The sequence below is a fragment of the Nostocoides australiense Ben110 genome (genome assembly GCF_001050535.1).
In the GTDB taxonomy this organism is placed as follows: domain Bacteria; phylum Actinomycetota; class Actinomycetes; order Actinomycetales; family Dermatophilaceae; genus Nostocoides_A; species Nostocoides_A australiense.
Window position 1 is genome coordinate 2,637,319 of sequence record NZ_HG764815.1, and the last position, 16,105, is coordinate 2,653,423.

Sequence of the window (16,105 nt, forward strand, 5' to 3'; positions counted from 1 at the left end):
CCCGCCGGCGGAGCCTGCGGGCGGGCACCGGCGGTCCTGTCAGTCGTCATGGGCGGGACCGCCTGGAGCGGGGGGCGCGGCTCCCCGGGCCGGGCCAGCCGGCGGATGGCTCGGCGGACCGCCGGAGACTCGGCCCGCTCGAGCGCGGCCTTCATCCGGGTGGTCGCCTGCTCATCCAGTGGGCTGGCGGCCAGGGGCCCAAGGGCCAGCACGATCGCGTCGCGGGCAGCGTGGACGGCGGCAGCGTCGGCCAGGTCGCGGGGGACGCGATTGGGGCGGCTCATGGTCTCTCCTCCGGGCGGCGGTTCTTCCGACACCTCTGGAAGGTGCGCAGCACACGGCGCCTGTGACGAGGTGGGAGGCGATATCGGCCAACTTTTTTCTGGCCCGTCGACCACTCGCCTCGAAGGCGCGTTTTCGCAGCTCACAGCCCTGTTGGCGTGCTTCGGGCAAGCGCCACCGGGTGCTTGCCCGAAGAAAGTTCTCGGTGTCGCCCGGGCGGGCAAGAGATCGGGCAAGGGTGCCGGACTTGGGTAGAGGATGTAGGGGGCAGACCCACATCTAGTGGACGGGTCGCAGCAAGCGCTCCTACGGTCCAAAGCATGAACCGCACGGAGGAGCCAGCAGCCGTGAAGAAGATCGACCGGATGTTCCGACAGCACGACGTCGCCCCCGCCGACGTCGTCTCGCCGCTGTACCGCCAGCTGACCCAGGAGTGGGCCGAGCTGCACGTCACCCCCAGCACCCCGGTAACGGTGCGCCGCTGGGGCCGCGCCGAGAAGGCATTGGCAGGGTTCGCAATGCCCGGGCAGATCGTCGACGCGATCGACGCGGCCGGCCACGACCGCACCAACGAGCTCCTGCTGGCCCTCATCCGCCTCTTCCAACGCGGCCACCAGCTCGCCGGCCGAGTCGTCCTCCAGGCGCTGCTGCCCAAGCTCGCCAAGACCGCCACCCACGCCGGCGGGATGTGCACCTCGAGCAGCGACACCTGGGCCGAAGACCGCCGGCACATCACGCTGGCCGAGTTTTGGGACGTGATGGCCGACTACCCGGTCGAGCGGCGTACCAGCTCCGTCGCCTCGAACCTCGCCCTGGACACCCTCCACCGCGTCACCGGGGCCAGGAAGCCACCCACGGACCTGCCGGTCGATCCTCACGACTTCCGCGACGAGGAGACCCGCGACGGCGCCCGCCGCACCTGGCTCGCTGGGCTCAGCACCACCGACCCTGACCCGGTCGAGGAGATCACCCCGGACTCGGACCTGCTCGAGGTCATCGCCTGGGGCATGCGCAACGCCACCATCAGCCAGGACGAGGCACAGCTGCTCGTCGCCTCCTACCTGCCCGAGCGGACCCAAGGCTTCGGGTTCGCAGCTGTCGCCGAGCAGCTCGGGCTCAGCCAGGCCGCCGTCCGGCAGCGCTGCTCGCGCGCGTCCCGCAAGCTCACCGAGGCAGTCCGCGCCGAGCTCCACTCCCCCGCACCGCTCACCACAGTCGACCAGGTTGTCTGCGCCTGACCTCACTCCCCTGCTGGCAAGCAAGAGAGCCGGCCCCCACCCAGGATCATCTTGGGTGGGGGCCGGCTCTCCTCGCGTGGTGCCGAGGCAGTGCTACCTCTGGTTGATCACCTGGGACTCGCCCATCGTGATGTTGGTCGTGGTGGTGAAGTCGATCGGGATCGTCCCGGTCTGGCCGATGCCCGCCCACTCCACGGTCCAGTAGGACGTCGCAGACACCGTGTAGCGGCCCTGGCGGGTGTAGGTGTGACCGCACGTCGGCGAGCTCTGCTTGCCATAGCTGTCGGCATACGGCGTACCGGGGCCGGTGCAGGTCACCGTCCTGCCGTCACCCATGTTCCAGACGATCTTGGTCACCTTCGCCACGGCGGTCACCGTGTAACCACGCGCCGAGGCAGAGCGGGTGATGGGCCCCATCGTGTTCTCGGCCGGCGCTTCGACCCACATCCAGCTCGGCAGGCCGATGATCCCGATGCTTCCGGGACGGTCTTCCGGCACAATCCCGATGTTGATCGCCTTGAGATTCATCGAGTCCACAGCCTGCTGAGCAAGGACCCGCGGGTCGGGCGGCGGGAGCGCGGGAGGGGCCGCAGCCCAGAACGGGATCTGGAATCCGGCGATGATGCTGCCGACCCGAACCTCCGGAGCGACCTCGCACGCATAGATGGCGCCGTCAGTGTGGCCTTCCCAAACCGGGTCGTTCTTCTCTGGCTGAGGATTCTTCAGACCAGCGAACGTGCACCTCTGGCCGTCGATGACGAGGACGATGATGTTGCTTCCACCGCCGCCGCCACCACCGCCACCACCGCCGCCGCCACCGCCGCCACCGCCTTCAGGTGGCACCTCGATCCAGATCGTGCAGACCCCAGTCTGCGGGTCGGTCTTGTGGCAGGCGGGGCCTTCGGCGATCGCCGACGGCGCGATAGTCGCCAAGAACATCGTGGAACCGAAGAGGGCGAGTACCAATAGCGCCAAACGCCTCAACATGTCTTCCCGCCCTGGGTGTCGGTGTACGCGATGCGCCAAGCATCGGCCTTCGGGTACTCATAGTTGGCCACGCCCACGCGCCAGAGCTGCCGCGGCTTGCGATCTGCTGGAATCATCGACTTGCCGTCCTTATCCACGACGTTGAGCTTGCTGACGTCGATACAGACGTCGAGCTGCACCGACGGCACATCGGGCGGCGACTTCTTGAGGTCCAACTTCAGATCGACGCGCGGGTTCGTCATGGACTCGACCTCGGTCTTGCCAGAAGCCTTCAGCTCTTGCCTCTGGAAAGCGCTCACCCGGTTCTGCATGTCGTCGACCGCGCTCGAGATAGCAACCTTCTTCAGTTCCTCGCGATCGAACTTGTTCGGGTCCTGGATGGAGCGATCGCCGACCTCGAAGTAGAGGGGGATCATCTTCTCTGCGGCTTCGATTGCCTCGTCTTCGGGGGATTGGGTCGGAGTCGGGGTCGTGGTGGTGGGCGTGGGGGCGTCCGTTGTGGCTGGCGCGGAGGTGGTCGCGGCGTCGCTGGTGGTGTTGCTCCCGGGGTCTCCGGTGGAGTTGCACGCACTCAGGGCCAGGGCAGCAACGGCGATCGCCGCGATGCTGGTGAGGTGCTGGGTGTGGCGGGTCATGGGTCGGATTCTCCTAGAGTGCGTTGGCCATGAGCTTGTCGAAGTCGGTGCCGGGTGTCTTGAGTGCGGCAAGCAGCTGCTCGGTCTCGGGTTCGAGGTCACACTCGAGCTGCTCGGTGATGGTCAGGAGCCGCTCGATCGCTTCGGCTTCGGCGGCGGGGTTCCTGGACTCGTGGGCTGCGAGGATCCTCAGGCGCCAGAGGTTCTCCTGGGCAGGCTCGATGCGCAGCCCGACGACGACCGCCTCCTCCGCACCGCGCCAGCGGCCTTCCATCAGGCGGCGGCGGCCGAGTTCGTAGGAGGCGTCGACGATCTCGCTGATGAGGCGCTGACGGATCGGCTCGGCCCAGGCGTATCGCTTGCGGTGGGTTCCCTCGAAGGGGATCCCGCGCACCAGGGCGAGTGCCGCCTCGAGGCGATCGGTGGGTGCGTTGAGCGGGTCGTGGTCCAGCAGGTGGTCCCAGTCGCCGGCGTCGGTGGTGACCGCGCGGTGGAAGGCGTAGCCCTCCCCCGCTTGTAGTCGCGGGAGGTACTCGTCGCCGTTGAGGGGATCGGTGCCGACCCATCGGCGCAGCTTGCTGGTGGCGGTGTTGCGGGTGTTGAGGTTGTCCTCGTTCTTGCGGTCGGGCCAGATCGCGTTGTCGATCGCGGTGTGGGTCGCTCCGGGGGTCAGGGCGAGGTAGGCGGCGTACTCCAGGAGGCGTGAGCGCTTGGTCGGTTCGACCTTGCCTTCGGCGTTGACGAGGTCGACCGGGCCCAGGACGAGGATCCTGGGCGTCGGGAGCGGCATGGGGTGCACCGGAGCCTCCTGGGCTGCACCGGGCTCGTCCGTGGGCTCGGCGAGGGTCTCGTCGACGGCGGGGTCGGTGACGACGTGGTCGGGTGAAGTCGTGGCCTCAGAGGTGGTCGTGTCGGCCTCGTCGGTCGGGATCTGCGTCTCGGGATCCTGCACCGGGGAGTCGTCGAGCTGGACCGGGGCGACCTCGACCTTGGCGGGGGTGAGGGCCGGGGGCGGCTCCTCGGTGTGCGTGTCGGCAAGTGCGGTCTCGTCGTCGGCGTCATCGGCGGGTCGCTCGTCCTGCGGGAGCAGGGGCCCGAAGGTCGGCATGCCGGTGGGGCTGGAGGACACCCCACCGGCGGCAACGGCCTCGAGGTGCTCCAGGGTGACTTCGGGCATCGCGGAGACCGGGGCGGGCGCCTCGTCGACGGGCTGGACGGACTCGACCTCGGCCAGCGAGGGCGGAGGGGCTGCCTCGGTGAGGTCGAGCTCTTCGACGTCGGCGAGAGAGGCGATCTCCAGGAGATGGCCGTACTGCTCGGCGGGGAGGCGCTGGGGGCGCAGCTGAAGTCCGATGGGGTTGAGCACTGCATAGTCGGGCCCGTCGCCGGCGGTGAGGTCCAGACCCCACTCCCCGACGTTGAGTCCGTTGGTGACCGTGGCCAGGGCGACTCGGGGGAGGTCGGTGACGAGCTGCTCGAGCTGGTTGCGCTGCCGGTCGGTGATCTCGCCGGCGAGCAGGACGATCTCGGGGGCCCAGGCGTCGGGGGCTGCGCCGGTGACGCGGGCGTGGTGCAGGTCGGGGGCTCCTTCGGCGGACATGGCTTCGCGGTCGAGGTCTGCGCGGTGGAGCAGGTCCTCGAGGATGCGACCGACGGAGGGGAGATAGCGGATCCGGCCGGTCTGCAGGGTGTCTTCGAGGTCGGGGAAGGCGCCGACGAGGGTGACCTGCAGGTCGTCTGCCCAGGTGGAGTTGGCCAGCTCGATCGCGAGGGCGGCGAGGATCTCGCGGGTGGCTGCGTTGTCTTGGCCGGAGACCCCGATGGAGCCGAGGAACTCCAGGTCGAGCAGGACGTGCCCGTCTTCCTCGTCGTGGCCGATCGTGACCAGAGCAGGGTAGGGCGCGGGAATGTCGGAGACGTCGGTCTCCTCGAGCTCCGCGGTGTTGTCGACCTCGAGCGTCCAGACGGTGTCGTCGGCGGTGCCGGTCCACGGCTCGGGGAGCTCTGCGGGCTCGGCCAGGTAGAGATCGAACTGGGTGCGGGTGAGTCGAGCCGCTCGCACGGCGGGCAGGGCGACACCACCCTCGGTGCAGCTGCGGGCCAGGGTGCGCAGCGCGACGTCGACCGTTTCGATCGACAAGGCGTCCGCGGTTGCGCGCAGTTCCTGCTCGACCAGGGCTGCTGCGCCGGTGGGCATGGGCATGCGCTGGCCCGGGCGGCGGCGCCGCTGTTGGGTCCGGCGGCGGGTGGCGAGCAGGGCGATGACGCCGGCAGCGAGCAGGGCACCGACGCCGTAGCTGGTCCGGGCCATCCACGGTGACTCGTCCTGGAGGTGGTCGGCGGCTGCTGTCTCGGGGACGGCCTGGGTCTGGGTCGGCGCCTGGGACTGTGCAGGCGATGACGGAGCGGCGGCCTCGGGGGCTGACGCGGCCGGGGCAGCGGGCTGAGCAGGGGCAGGCTGCGAGGGCTGAGCCGGGGCGGTGGGGGTCTGGGGCTGCTCGGCGGGTGCAGTTGGAGGAGCGGATTGGCCTTGGAGTGCCGCCGGGGTGGGGACTTTCAGCGTCCACCCGACGTCGATCAGGTCGGGGTCGGTGAGCTTGGCTCCCCCGGGCTGGGTGATGGAGCGCGAGGCCTCGAAGATCTCGGGGTAGCGGGTGGCGTCGCCGTACTGCTCACGCGCGATACCGGAGAGGGTGTCGCCCTTCTCGACGACGACGGTGCTGGTCTCGGTGGATGCGGGCGCGGGGGGCGCGGGGACGTCGAGGACCCAGCCGGCCTTGATGAAGCCCGGCTGGCCTCCGAGGGTGCTGCGGTTGAGCTCGACGATCTCCTTGTAGCGGTGCCCATCGCCCAGATGGTCGGCCGCGATCGACCACAGGGTCTCGCCCTGCTTGACGGTGTGCTTCGCCGTGGCCGGGGCTGGGGTCTCCTGCGCCGAGCTGGCGGCGGGCTCAGTCGTCTGGGTCGGGGGTACCGCTTCAGCGGGAGCGGCGCTCGCCACGGTGGCCGTGACGGTCGCGGCCGGGGCGGCGTTGGCGATTCCTGCAGTGGGGATCGCGACGAACAGCGTCATGGCGGCGCCGACCAGGCCGCGGGCGGCGTTCTGCGGGAGTCGTAGCCCGGGCAGGCGGGGTACGCGCACTCCACGCAGACGGGCCAGGACCTCCAGGAGGATGGACAGGGTCAGGAATCCCCAGGATGCCCAGGCCACGATCTTGATCAGCCCGACGGCCAGGGTGCCGTCATCGGGGGAGGTCAGGGCGGTCTTGATCGCCTCGAAGGTCGGCAGTCCTCCGGCGAAGGGGTTGGCTTCGACGGCGAGCAGGACCGTCGGCAGGCCGATGATGATGCCGAAGATCGCCAGCAGCGCGGCCAGGCCGAGGAGACGACGGCGGAGGGTGATCACTGGGAAACACCTCCCACGACGCGCGCAATGCGTGCTTCGGCCTGGCCGGTGACGCGCATGCTGCCCAGCCCGATGATCGAGAGGAACTTGGTGTTGTAGGTCGAGGAGGTTGTGACTCTGATGGTGTTGCCGTTGACGATGGAGGCGGTCCCGGTGACGTCGGAGGCGTTGAGGTAGGTCTGGGCGGCCGCGACGGCCGCGGGTGCGTTGGCCTGCACGCCTTGGCCGCGGATGGCCACGGGCGCGTTGATCTGCTGTCCAGCGGCTCGGGCGGCCTGGTTGGCGACGTTGCGGGTGTGCTGCTGGGCGTGGACCTGGCCGGCGAGGTCGACGACGACACCGACGAGGATGATCATCACGACTGCAGCGGTGGCCAACCACACCGAGACCGAGCCTCGCTCGGTGTCGGCCAGGCGCTGGCGCAGGGTGGTCATCATCGCTCCCGGTAGGTGTCGAGGGGGCTGCTCATCGTGGCTGTGATGGTGCGGGTGCCGGGCAGGCCGGGGATGGCGACGTCAGAGAGGTTGACCACGCAGGTCACGGTGGCGGTGACGCTGGCGGGGGTGCCCACGGGCGCCGCGAACCCGCCGGTGTCGACGCTGACGGACTTGGAGGTGCATTGCAGCTTCTGGTTGGCCAGCGAGGAGGTCGCTCCGCTGACGGCGGAGCCGTGCGCCTGTCCTTGGGTGCGGGAGATCGAGGCCGAGCGCGCAGCCTCGGCAGCTGCGGCCTGCACGGCCTGGTCGGCGATCGCCAGGCGGCCGCCGGCAATGATCAGCGCGATGAAGAGCAGGAACGCCGGCACGCCGATGGCGGCCTCCAGCGCTTCGGAACCGCGGTCGCTGCGGCCAAGGGGACGGAGCCTGAGCCGGCTCATCCGGTCAGCCGTTCCACTGGCATGGACGCCGACTGCGTGATCTTTGGGGAGACGAACGGGATGAGACTGACCGTGTGGGTGGTCACGGTGATCGTCGCGGTGGTCGCGGTGCGGTTTCCCGATACGGAGGTGTTCTTCAGTCCTGCCGAGGTCGAGGAGACGAAGTCGGAGGCTGCGGCGACGCCCGCGACGTTGGTTCCGTCGGCGGCGGCGGAGACCCGGGCGCCCTCTTGGGCAGCGGCCAGGGTGATCGTGCGGCCCTGGTAGAGCACCGCGGCCTGAACCCCGAGGAACATCAAGGTAAACAGGGCGGGCATCAGGACAACCATCTGGATGGTTGCAGAGCCACGCTCCTGCCGCACCGGCGACCAAGTGGCCAGTCGGTGCGGCAGGTGCGTGGCTAGGAGGAAGCTCATCCGATCTTCGCTGCCTCGGAGGTGACGTAGGCGCGGATGGCGGTGACGACGATGGCGACGATCGCGATGACAGCGACGGCCCAGAGCACCTTCTCGATCGTTTCCGAGCCGCGCTCGGGCTTGGTCGTCAGGCGGGTGTGGGCGCGGCCGTACAGGTTCACACCGAGGGTGTGGATGGTTGCGGCGAGGTGGAGCATGTCGGGGTTCCCCTTTATCTAGTCGAGCTCCGGTCAAGACCGGAAAGTGCGACACGGTCGTGTCTGTGACAACGATTCTGTGGTGTTTTCACCCGAGATTTCATCTCGGCGTGGGTCGGGGTGTCCCCCGGATCGCGGGCGCAGGTCCTGCTGGTTGCTGGGATCTGGGTGCCGGTCAGCCCCCCATCACCCGCAGGAGCTGGGGCGCGACGAGGATCGCCATGAACACCACACCGAGAAGCGACATCGGCATGCTCATCCGCTCCCCTGTCGCGTTGGCCTTGGCCAGCTCCTCGTTCAGCATCGCAGAACGCAGGGCACCGGATCGGGCGCGCAGGTTGCTGTAGACCTGAGATCCCTCCTTGCTCAGGCGCATGATGTCGGCCAGATCGTCGAGCTCGGGCAACCCGAGCTCGTCCGAGAGCGCGTTCAGCGCGTCCCAAGGGGCCAGGCCGGACCAGCGAGAGCGGGCCAGCTCCTCGCCGATGCGCTGGAACACCCACGAGTCCCCGACCTCGGCCGCCAGCTCCATGGCTTGACGCGACCCCGACCCGCCGAGCCGCTCGAGGGCGACCAGGTCGGTGTAGGCGCCCAGGGCGCGGCCGAACTCGGCGCGCGCGTGGCGAGCGTCGGTGCGGACGTCAAGGTCGGGGGTGAGGAAGAGCCCGATGGCGAGCAGGAGCGAGCCGACCACGGGGATCAGGATCGGGATGGACCAGCCGAGGACGACGAAGAAGTAGGACAGGACCGGCGCGATCAGCAGACCCGTGATGCCGTAGAGGACCTTCTTGCCGTAGAACCGGTGAACCGGGATCCGCAGCAGCGCCAGCTCCTTGGTGGGCGTCTTGCCCCACCAGGAGGCAGGGAACCGCTTGATCGCCCAGATCCCCAGCCGGTCGGGGGTGGTGGTGGCCTGGATGGTGGGGCCGGCGGCGGCCGTGCGCGCGCGCACACCCTCGGGTGAGTAGCGGTGGACGACGTCGACGGGGTCGGGGTCGGCCGGCAGCAGCCGCCAGACGATCAGGGACAGGCCGAGACCGACGAGAGCACCGCCAAGCAGGGCGAGCTGGAGACCAGTGGTCATGCGTGTGCTCCTTCCCGAGCCGCGTCACCGAGGAAGCGGGGCAGCGCCTCACCCTTGGCCATGTTGCGCATCCAGATCAGCAGCCCGACGTAGGCCGAGAGCAGCAGGATCAACAGCAGCTGACCCAGTGGGGACCCGTAGGGGCTGATGTAGTCGCCGGTCAGGGTCAAAAACCCCAGGACGCTGATCGTGATGATCGTGACCCAGCGGGCGGTGGTGCGCGGCTTGGCCCGGTCGGCCTCGATCGCGCGGCGGGCGCGGACGTCCGCAGCGACCGACTCGGCTAGGGACTCCAGCACCGAGGCCAGGCCTTGGCCGCGGCGGCGGGCGCCGAGGATCAGGTAGGCGGCGACCAGGTCGCCCGTGGCGTCGTTGAGGTCGTCTGCGAAGGCTCGCAGCGCTTCCTCGGTACTGATCCGGGCCCGCAGCCGGGCCACGAGGGTGGTGACCTCGGGCCGGATGGCCTCCGGTGTCGAACGCAGTGTGGAACGCAGCGCCTCCTCGAGGCCGACCCCGACGGTCAAGACCCCGGCCAGCGCCCGGGTCCACTCCTCGAGCGCCTCGAGGCGCTCGATCCGGGCCGCTGACGGAGGGGCGGACAGCAGCGTGGGCAGACCGACCGCGGCCAGCGGGACCAGCACGACGGCGATCAGCCACCCGGTGAACAGGTAGATGAGTGCGCCGGCGATCAGGCCGGCGACGGCCAGGATCTTGCTCCGTCGCTCCATCCCGGCCCAGCGCGAGCTGAGGCGGGACTGGTTGCGGCGGCGCGGGGCTGGCGGAGCCACGGGTGTGCGACGGACACCGAGGATGACACCGATGATGCCGGCGACGACCAGCGCCCCACCAAGGGCGGGAATGAGCAGCGGCATGATTACACCGCCTCGCGTCCGTTGTCGGCCAGGTAGGCGTTGATGTCGAAGCCGTACTGCTCGAGCTCACGCAGCTCGTCCGGCAGGGTTCCGGGCACCGCCGGGCCGCCGGCGGGATTGGGACGGAAGACATGCGTGACGGCATACCCCTTGGCGGCCTCGCCGGGCGCGACGTGCACGATCTCGGAGACCCAGCGGGAGCGGCGCCACTTGCCGTCGCCGAGCGGGACGGTCTCGAGGTGGACCTGGACGACGAGGTCGACAGTCTCGGCGAGCTTGGAGGTGGCCAGCTCCTTGGTGACGTGCGGGCCGGCCTCCATGGCGCAGGTGACCAGCTTGCGGATCGCGCCTTCGCCGTCGCCGGCGTGGGTGGTGGAGATCGAGCCGGCGCCGGACTCCATCGCCTTGATCATCGCCCACACCTCGCGGCCGCGGACCTCGCCGACGATCTGGCGCGAGAGGTTGAAGCGGAAGGAGTCGTAGAGCGCTTCGTCGAGGGTGAACTCGCCGGCCTGCTTCCCGTCGGGGCCGACCTCGCCGGAGCCGGGACGGGCTTCCCAGGCGTGCACGATCGGGTGGACGTCGGTGAGCTCGTGAAGGTGCAGCTCGAACTCTGTCTCGAAGGTCCCGATCGCTTCCCACGGGTTGATCTCTGCGCACAGTGCTCGCACCATCGTGGTCTTGCCAGCGCCCTGGGGGCCGGCCACGACGACGGACTTGCGCGCCTTGATCGCCGCCCGCAGGAACGAGGCCTGGGTGGGGGTGATCATGTCGCGCTCGACGAGCTCATCCGTGGTGACCCGGCGCAGCCGGTGACGACGGATCACCACGGATGGGTGGGCGGTGACCCAGGCGGCGGCTGCCAGACGGGGACCGCCGTCCAGACGCATGTGCAGTCGGGGATTGGCAGACGAGAAGCTGCGGGCGTTGACCTCGCTGCGGGACGCCACGAAGGACAGGAAGTCCAGCAGCTCCTGGTCGGAGTCAGCCACCGGGTCGGCCTTGACCAGGGTGCCGTCGACCTTCTCCACCCACACGTTCTGGGCGCCGGTGATGATGATGTTCTCGACGGTGTCGTCGTCGACGAGGGGCTGCAGCCGGCCCAGGCCGAACAGTGCGTTGTAGACCGCGACAGCCATCGCGTCCTGCTCGTCCATCGACCACGCCACCTCGCCGTCGTGCAGCCGGTCGGCGGCGGTGGTCTGCAGCAGTTCCTGGATGATCGTGCGGCCGAGCTCGCGCTCGGTCTCGGGGTCCATGCCCCGATCCTCCCCCAAGGCCGCCGTCAGCTGGTCCGAGGCCTGCGCACGCAGCATCGCGACCTGGTGCCAGTCGATGCCCCCGGGTGCGATGACGGCCGGGCGTGCAGGGACCGGCGGGACGGTCGCCGGGGCCGGAACGGCAGCGGCCCGGACAGGCGCGGCTCCGGCGATCGGCCCCGCGAGCGACCGGGCCGAGGTCGGGGTGGGGGCGAGGGAGATCGTGGGCACCTGCTGGTGCCCGTTGGGCGGGGTCTCCGCCGGGGGTGTGGCGCCGAAGATCGGCAGGGCGGTCGGGTCGAAGCGGTCGGTCATGGCTGGCTCCTCTCCCCCACTGCGAGGTCGATCGCAGCTCGAGAGCTAGACAAGGTGGCTTGGATGGCCTGGACGGCGGCGCGCAGTGACTTGCTCAGGCCGGCGTTCTCGAACTTCCGGCGCGGCTGCGCTCCCACGGAGAACACCTCGGCCGAGGGCGGATCCCATTCCAGGGCGGCGACGGTGGGCATCTGGAGGGTCTTGGACACCTCACCGGCGGTGAACGGCATGCCGGGGCCGACGACAAGAGCGCCCAGGCTGGTGGCGGCACCGGAGCGGGTGAAGGTGTCCCGCAGGGTGGGTGCCCACGAGGCTGCACCGACCAGGGCGGGAACGGTCGAGCGAGTGACCAGCAGAGCCAGGTCGGCGGCCGCGAGCAGCTTGTAAGGAGACCCTTCCAGGCCGAGCCGGCCGGCGTCGACGATGACGTCCTGGCCGTTGCGCTCGAGGCTCTTGAAGGCGCCGGCCAGGGGCTCCCACAGGCTGTCCAGGGCGCGTGCCTGGTTGTGCCGCACCGGACCGTTGAGGAGTTGGATGTGGGTGTTCGGGATGCGCATGAGCAGCCGGGGAAGCTCTTCGACCAGGGAGCCTTGGCGGTGGGCCAGGGCGAGGTCGACGATCGAGCCTTCCGAGGGCAGCTGGCCACCGCGGAAGTAGCCGGCGGGGATCGCGCGGGATCCCGTCGGGTCGGCGTCGACGAGGATGCTCGGTCGGGGCCAGGCCATGGCCAGGCCGAGGGCGGAGGAGGTCACCCCGGGTGACCCGTTGGCGGAGGTCAAGACGATCAGCGCCATGGGGTCAGCTCCGGCTGTCGAGGACGAGCGCGACCTTGCCGGTGGCAGCGCGGGCGGCCAGCATCGGGCCCTCGTTGTTGGGGACCTGGACGTTGACGATCGCGTTGCCCGTGGTCTCGTCCTTGGCCACGCCCACGACGACGGCCTCGATCGAGTCCGGCTGTCCGGTCGGCATCTCACCCTGCTGGCCCGGGGTCACCACGACCCGGACCTTGTCGCCGACGCGGATCTGGTTGGCCGGCAGCATGCCCGGGGTCAGGGCGATGCCGACCACGGAGGAGCCCTTGGCAGGGAGAGCCTGTTCGGTGACCTGGTCCTGGGTGACTACTCCCCCGGCCGACATGTCGAGGGCAGCGTGCTTGCCGACGACGCTGCTGGCCTGGTCGGCCGAGAGCGGCTTCAGCGCCGGGTCGACGCTGATGTTGACGGTCATCAGGTCATCGGCGGTGATGACGTCGCCGCGTTCGATGGTCTGGCGCACAGCCAGCACGCTTTGGGCGTCAGAGGTGGACTGGTACGCCCACATGCTGGCCAGGGCGCCCAGGCTGATCGCGGCCACCGAGGCCGCGATCAGCACCGGGCGGCGGCGCAGCTTCGGCGGCGGGGCGAACTGCTCCCCCGGAGCCGATGTCAGTTCCCCATCGGTGGGGTTCTTCCGCTGTTGCCTCCGGGAGTCGGTGGCAGGAGTCGTGGTCGACATGGGGCTGGTCGGGCCTTTCGGGTTGGTTGAGTTCGGGATTCAGTTGTCGCCGAAGTAGTCGCTGAGTGCGGCCGTGATGAGGTGCCCGCGCGAGCTGGCACCGAACTCGTCGACGAGCTGGTCCAAGGTGGCGAAGTCCGCCTCACGGAGCCGGTAGTTCAGCGGGGTCAGGGGGCCATCGGTCTTGCGTGATGCCCGGCTGCGACGGGAGGCGAACAGCCCGCCGCCGGCGGTCGCTGCGGGGTGGATGAGGTCCTTCAGGCGGGGGTGGGCGTTCTCGATGGCCACGATGATGACCTCGCCGTGGGACAGCCCGTCGGTCTTGCACTTGGCCACCAGCGGCTCGAGCAGCGCGATCGGGATGTGCACGTTGGAGGGGCGCACCTTGTCCTCAGGGCCCTTCAGCGCCCCCTCGGGGGCTATGGGGGCAGCTGAGGGCTGATCGGGCCGTGGATCGGTCGTGGCGGGCTCAGCGGCCCGCACAGGGCGCTCTGTGGACTTCCTGGTGCGGTTCGTCGAAGTGCGAGCCGAGGTCGACTTGGACGGACGACGCGGCGGCAGCAGCGGGGTCGGTGCGCCTTCAACGTCGGGGACGTCCTCGAAGTTGGACAGCCGGCCAGGTGGGATCTCTCGGGCCGAACCGGTTCCGGATGTCGTCATGCCTCTGCTCCTGCCAGGTACGTAGCTCCGGTCTCGGCGGCGGAGATCCGTGCGCAGATCTCGGCCGCGAGCCGGTCGTAGTCACCCGCGAGGGAGTCCGCGGTGCCGGAAAGCGCGACCGGGAGCGGGATGACGTTGTCGACGGAGTCCTCACCCCGGCGACGCGCGCTGAGCGCCTCGAGCCGTTCGACTCGGTTGGCGTCCGCGTCGGCAGCGAGCTCGTGAGCCAGCTGACCGCGATAACGGCAGTCGTGCGCTGAGCTCTCCGAGTGCCGAACGTAGGCCTGGAGCAGGGGAACGGTCTCCCCCACCTCTTCCAGACGGACCTTGGTGTTGCGCATGACCCGGGTCGCCTGCGGGTTGTGCGCGGTGACAACCACCCCCAGGTAGCCCAGATCAGGGTTGATTGCACGGGCGCGCTTGACGCGGGGACCCACCCCGAGCAGCCCGTCCCAGGACCCGGGGTCGGTCTTGGTCGGGATCAACACCCATCGCGAGGCAGTCAGCGCCATGTCCTGAAGGTCGCCGTTGCCAGGGGGGCAGTCCAGCAGGACCAGGTCGTAGTCCTCGGCCACGTCGGCCAAGCGCGAAGCGAACTCCGTGGCGATCGACCCGGTCGGCAGCTCATCGGACATCGACGACTTCGCCAACGAGCTGAGCATCTCCAGCGCGCGACCACCGAAGACCATGTCCAAGTTGGGCCGCACCTCGCGCACGATCTGAAGATCAGCGCCGGACCAGACGGCGTCGACGACGCTCTTGCCAGCGTCATCCTCGGCGGCAGCGGTCATGCCCAGATCCATCTTCAGGTTCCCGCTGATGTCGAGGTCGATCACCAGCACCCGCATGCTCTTTGCCAGACACCCGGCGACGTTGGCCACGATGCTGGTCTTCAGCACCCCGCCCTTGCCGTTGATCACGGCCACCACACGACTCAGTGCGGCCGCGTCCGGCAGCTCAGGTTCGGACATCCGTCCCTCCATCACGCTCATGCCCGTGGAAGGTGACCCGAGGCCGGTGCCTGTGACAAGCGAATGTCAGATGAGGGCCAACTGCTCCCTCGCGGTGCGCCTACTGACCTCCAACGGACGGTCTTCAGTGGGTCCACTCTGGCCCACCTGTCCCCCCACTGTCGCATCGTTGTGGGTCCACAGGCGGCATATGGACCCCCCGTGTCCCCCTCACTGGCCCCTCACTGACACGTTACTAATAGCCAGCAAGCGGACGATTGACCCTTTGCTGTCGGCCTGCGTTCCGACTACTGACTCCCCTGTAGGCCTCAACAAACAGGCTGTTAGCCCTCCACTGCGCATCTGTTGCCCCTACATTGCCGGTCTGTTGGCCCTCCACTGTCGGAGTGGTGTGCAAGTGGTGTGCAGGTGGTGGGCACCCGGTGCGTGAGTGGTGCCATGCCGGTGTGCCTCTGGTGGGGGAGTGGTGTGTCGGGGCATCATGGAGCCATGACTGCCGCGCGAAAGCCTTCCGACTGGCTCGAGGACATGACGTGGCACCGGCGCATGTACGACCAGTCCAAGTTCCGCTGGGTGCCAGAGGACCCGATGTCGCTCGCGCTGACCTGGACCAAGGGACGGGTCGAGTTCACCACCCCCGGCCACCTGCGCCGCCTCGACATCCAGCTCCATGAGCTGCGCTACTACGCCGGCGGGATCGAAGACGCCATGCTCGACCCTCTCGCGCTCGCTCGCGAGCAGTGCCCGGACTACCGCGCCGGCCTGGAGCTGGTCGGCATGACCAAGACCGACGTCGACATCCTGCGCTACAACGCGCTCGGCGGCCGCGTCCGCAACCACCCCGAGGCCAAGCGGGCCCTGCGCGGCATCCCCCTGCCCAATCCATTCAGCCAGGTCTGGGAGCTGCGCCAGATGCACGGCATGTACGCCGCAGCGGACAACATCCTCGAAGACACCTTCTGCGACCTCGCCACCGAACTCGCCGAGGACCTCGGCTGGGACAGCATCGCCCCCCTCACCGTGATCCACCGCACGGGAAACGGAGTCCGCCTGCGGGTAGAGCAACAGCGGCGCGAGCGAGGGCTCCCAGGCGACCCGCGCCGGCGCGTGGAGCAGCGCTACTAGCACTTCACGACGCGCTTCAGACCGACCCCCTGCCGACCCCCCTGCTGGCAGGGGGTCGCTGTTTTCCAAACCGTCAGACCGGGAGCAGAACACTCCCATGAGCGTTCTGCTCCTCACTTCCCACCTACGTTTCCCACCTCGTTTCCCCCCTCAGTGGGAAGTGAACAACCGCCTCTGACCTGCGCAGACACCTTCGTTTCCCACGTTTCCCACCAAACCCACCCCCGTGTCTATGCGTGTGTGCACGCGCGCGAGGCTCTTGCACGCTGCTGCTCTTGGCTTCTCGG

Annotated in this window: 17 protein-coding genes; 2 read left to right on the plus strand and 15 right to left on the minus strand. The window is 69.2% G+C overall.

Going from position 1 to position 16,105, the window contains the following annotated elements:
• A partial coding sequence (locus BN11_RS23765) for a hypothetical protein (protein WP_048698246.1) occupies nucleotides 1-284 on the minus strand: 284 nt, incomplete at its 3' end.
• Between the two features lie 318 nt (nucleotides 285-602).
• Here BN11_RS23765 and BN11_RS12680 point away from each other — a divergent pair.
• Entirely contained in the window at nucleotides 603-1,520 is a 918-nt protein-coding gene (locus tag BN11_RS12680) for an RNA polymerase sigma factor (RefSeq protein WP_083433732.1), read from the plus strand.
• A gap of 93 nt (nucleotides 1,521-1,613) precedes the next feature.
• Here the strand turns inward: BN11_RS12680 and BN11_RS23770 are convergent, their stop codons facing one another.
• The 14 genes from BN11_RS23770 to BN11_RS12750 all read right to left on the minus strand — a co-directional run bounded on the left by BN11_RS23770 (nucleotide 1,614) and on the right by BN11_RS12750 (nucleotide 14,693).
• On the minus strand, nucleotides 1,614-2,495 hold the full coding sequence (locus BN11_RS23770; protein WP_162213123.1) for a hypothetical protein: 882 nt from the start codon (nucleotides 2,493-2,495) through the stop codon (nucleotides 1,614-1,616).
• A 5-nt stretch (nucleotides 2,496-2,500) separates the two neighbouring features.
• Entirely contained in the window at nucleotides 2,501-3,142 is a 642-nt protein-coding gene (locus BN11_RS12690; protein ID WP_048698251.1) for a hypothetical protein, read from the minus strand.
• Between the two features lie 13 nt (nucleotides 3,143-3,155).
• Nucleotides 3,156-6,548, minus strand: a complete 3,393-nt coding sequence (locus tag BN11_RS12695) for a LysM peptidoglycan-binding domain-containing protein (RefSeq protein ID WP_048698253.1) — start codon at nucleotides 6,546-6,548, stop codon at nucleotides 3,156-3,158.
• Nucleotides 6,545-6,982 (minus strand): TadE family protein, encoded by a 438-nt coding sequence (locus BN11_RS12700; RefSeq protein ID WP_048701405.1) that lies wholly within the window; start codon nucleotides 6,980-6,982, stop codon nucleotides 6,545-6,547. Before BN11_RS12700 ends, BN11_RS12695 begins: the two co-directional genes overlap by 4 nt.
• Nucleotides 6,982-7,425, minus strand: a complete 444-nt coding sequence (locus BN11_RS12705) for a TadE/TadG family type IV pilus assembly protein (RefSeq protein WP_048698255.1) — start codon at nucleotides 7,423-7,425, stop codon at nucleotides 6,982-6,984. Before BN11_RS12705 ends, BN11_RS12700 begins: the two co-directional genes overlap by 1 nt.
• Nucleotides 7,422-7,841, minus strand: coding sequence for a TadE family protein (locus BN11_RS12710; RefSeq protein ID WP_083433733.1), 420 nt, complete (start codon nucleotides 7,839-7,841; stop codon nucleotides 7,422-7,424). Before BN11_RS12710 ends, BN11_RS12705 begins: the two co-directional genes overlap by 4 nt.
• On the minus strand, nucleotides 7,838-8,038 hold the full coding sequence (locus BN11_RS12715; RefSeq protein WP_083433734.1) for a hypothetical protein: 201 nt from the start codon (nucleotides 8,036-8,038) through the stop codon (nucleotides 7,838-7,840). The genes BN11_RS12710 and BN11_RS12715 overlap by 4 nt, the downstream gene beginning before the upstream one ends.
• A 175-nt stretch (nucleotides 8,039-8,213) precedes the next feature.
• Complete coding sequence (locus BN11_RS12720; RefSeq protein WP_048698259.1) at nucleotides 8,214-9,122, minus strand: hypothetical protein; 909 nt, start codon at nucleotides 9,120-9,122, stop codon at nucleotides 8,214-8,216.
• Nucleotides 9,119-9,994 (minus strand): type II secretion system F family protein, encoded by an 876-nt coding sequence (locus BN11_RS12725; protein WP_048698261.1) that lies wholly within the window; start codon nucleotides 9,992-9,994, stop codon nucleotides 9,119-9,121. The genes BN11_RS12720 and BN11_RS12725 overlap by 4 nt, the downstream gene beginning before the upstream one ends.
• Before the next feature lie 2 nt (nucleotides 9,995-9,996).
• Nucleotides 9,997-11,568, minus strand: coding sequence for a CpaF family protein (locus BN11_RS12730; protein WP_053084096.1), 1,572 nt, complete (start codon nucleotides 11,566-11,568; stop codon nucleotides 9,997-9,999).
• Nucleotides 11,565-12,362, minus strand: coding sequence for a hypothetical protein (locus tag BN11_RS12735; RefSeq protein WP_048698263.1), 798 nt, complete (start codon nucleotides 12,360-12,362; stop codon nucleotides 11,565-11,567). Before BN11_RS12735 ends, BN11_RS12730 begins: the two co-directional genes overlap by 4 nt.
• Before the next feature lie 4 nt (nucleotides 12,363-12,366).
• A complete protein-coding gene (locus tag BN11_RS12740) occupies nucleotides 12,367-13,062 on the minus strand; it encodes an SAF domain-containing protein (protein ID WP_083433735.1) in 696 nt (231 codons plus the stop codon).
• A 39-nt stretch (nucleotides 13,063-13,101) separates the two neighbouring features.
• Nucleotides 13,102-13,722 carry a hypothetical protein gene (locus BN11_RS24710; RefSeq protein ID WP_201329259.1) on the minus strand — a complete coding sequence of 207 codons (621 nt, stop codon included), beginning with the start codon at nucleotides 13,720-13,722 and terminating at the stop codon, nucleotides 13,102-13,104.
• Nucleotides 13,719-14,693 (minus strand): ParA family protein, encoded by a 975-nt coding sequence (locus BN11_RS12750; protein WP_048698264.1) that lies wholly within the window; start codon nucleotides 14,691-14,693, stop codon nucleotides 13,719-13,721. The genes BN11_RS24710 and BN11_RS12750 overlap by 4 nt, the downstream gene beginning before the upstream one ends.
• 489 nt (nucleotides 14,694-15,182) lie before the next feature.
• Here BN11_RS12750 and BN11_RS12755 point away from each other — a divergent pair, with 489 nt between their 5' ends.
• Nucleotides 15,183-15,818, plus strand: a complete 636-nt coding sequence (locus tag BN11_RS12755; protein ID WP_048698266.1) for a hypothetical protein — start codon at nucleotides 15,183-15,185, stop codon at nucleotides 15,816-15,818.
• The last annotated feature ends 287 nt before the right edge of the window (nucleotides 15,819-16,105 follow it).